Genomic DNA, 1,236 nt, shown 5'->3' with positions numbered 1-1,236 from the left:
GGGCGGATTCCATCAGTGGTTGCGAATCACCTGGTGAATGGGCCTGCGAGGCATTCTCGCATGGCCTCGGCTGGGGTCCTGTCGCCGAGGACGATGCGGGGACGGCGGTTGAGCTGGCGGGCGACTTCGCTGAGGTCGCGTGCCGTGTGGGCGGACAGGTCGGTGCCCTTGGGAAAGTACTGTCGCAGCAGGCCGTTCGTGTTCTCGTTCGTGCCGCGCTGCCAGGGTGAGTGCGGGTCGCAGAAGTAGATGCGGAAGCCGGTCAATGCCTCGATGTCTTCGTGCAGGGTCAGCTCGCGGCCCTGGTCCCAGGTCAGCGTCCGCCGTAGTTGGGGCGGGATATGCATGGTTTGCGTGATGAGTGCGTTGCGGACCTGTGGCGCCTTCCAGCCGCGCGGCAGGTGGATCAGGTGAACGTAGCGGGTCGTGCGCTCGACGAGGGTGCCGATCGCGGAGCCCTGGCCGCGGCCGATGATCAGGTCTCCCTCCCAATGGCCGGGCACGGTCCGGTCGTTGGCCTCGATCGGCCGCTGGTGGATGAGCGTCATGTTCTTGATCTTGTTCAGTGTGGGAACGCCGCGGCGCTGCTTCTTGCGGCGGGTGCGACCGGTGCGGAGTTTGGCCTTCCGACGGCCGAGGAGGCCGGCGAACAGCGCCCGGTAGATCGTCTCCGGGCAGGCCCGCATCGTCGCGTCGTGGCTGTGCTCACGGGCCAGGTGGCGCGCGATCTGCTGCGGCGACCACCTGTCGGTGAGCTTCTCGCGCACCAGCGTCCGCAGCGGTTCGCTGGCGCGGATCTTCTCCTGCTTGGGGCGGTGGCGCCGCAGCAGGGACTGGTTGTGGGCCCACCAAGGGTGGTAGCTGCCATCAGGTTTCGCGTTGCGTTTGATCTCGCGGTAGACGGTCTGAAAGCTCTTTCCGACGGCCGCAGCGATCTCCTTGACGGCCTGCTTGGCCTGCAGCCCGTCGGCGATCGCGATGCGGTCCTCCTGGGTGAGGAAACGCGGTGCTATCGGGCCGGGGTCGGGGACGATCATGCTTCCAGCTTCGATGAACCAGTTCGATCCGCAGCTGGCGGACACCCCGACCACCCGGGCGGCCGCCGCACCCTTGTATCCCTCACGCAACAGCTCGAAGTACCGCTTCTTCACTGCGGTCGGCATCTTGTTGGGGGCGTACCTGGGCATCCGAACGCTCTCCTTCCAGTGCGTTCGCAACCACCGATAGAACTCAAGC

The 1,236-nt window shown here is 66.4% G+C and carries 1 protein-coding gene; it reads right to left on the bottom strand.

Annotated elements, in window-relative coordinates:
* Window positions 1-26: 26 nt before the first annotated feature.
* The gene (locus ABEA93_RS41960) at window positions 27-1,187 is read right to left on the bottom strand and encodes an IS30 family transposase (protein WP_345681285.1); all 1,161 of its coding nucleotides are present in this window, start codon (window positions 1,185-1,187) and stop codon (window positions 27-29) included.
* Window positions 1,188-1,236: the final 49 nt, after the last annotated feature.

It is taken from the genome of Yinghuangia aomiensis, assembly GCF_039542225.1.
GTDB classification, from domain to species: Bacteria; Actinomycetota; Actinomycetes; order Streptomycetales; family Streptomycetaceae; genus Yinghuangia; species Yinghuangia aomiensis.
Note: the sequence above shows the minus strand (reverse complement) of the source record. Positions and strands in the feature narration are given on the sequence as shown.

What these genes read in the sequence shown, in the direction of transcription:
- ABEA93_RS41960 (WP_345681285.1), bottom strand. Translation starts at nt 1,187, where the DNA reads ATGCCCAGGTACGCCCCCAACAAGATGCCGACCGCAGTGAAGAAGCGG.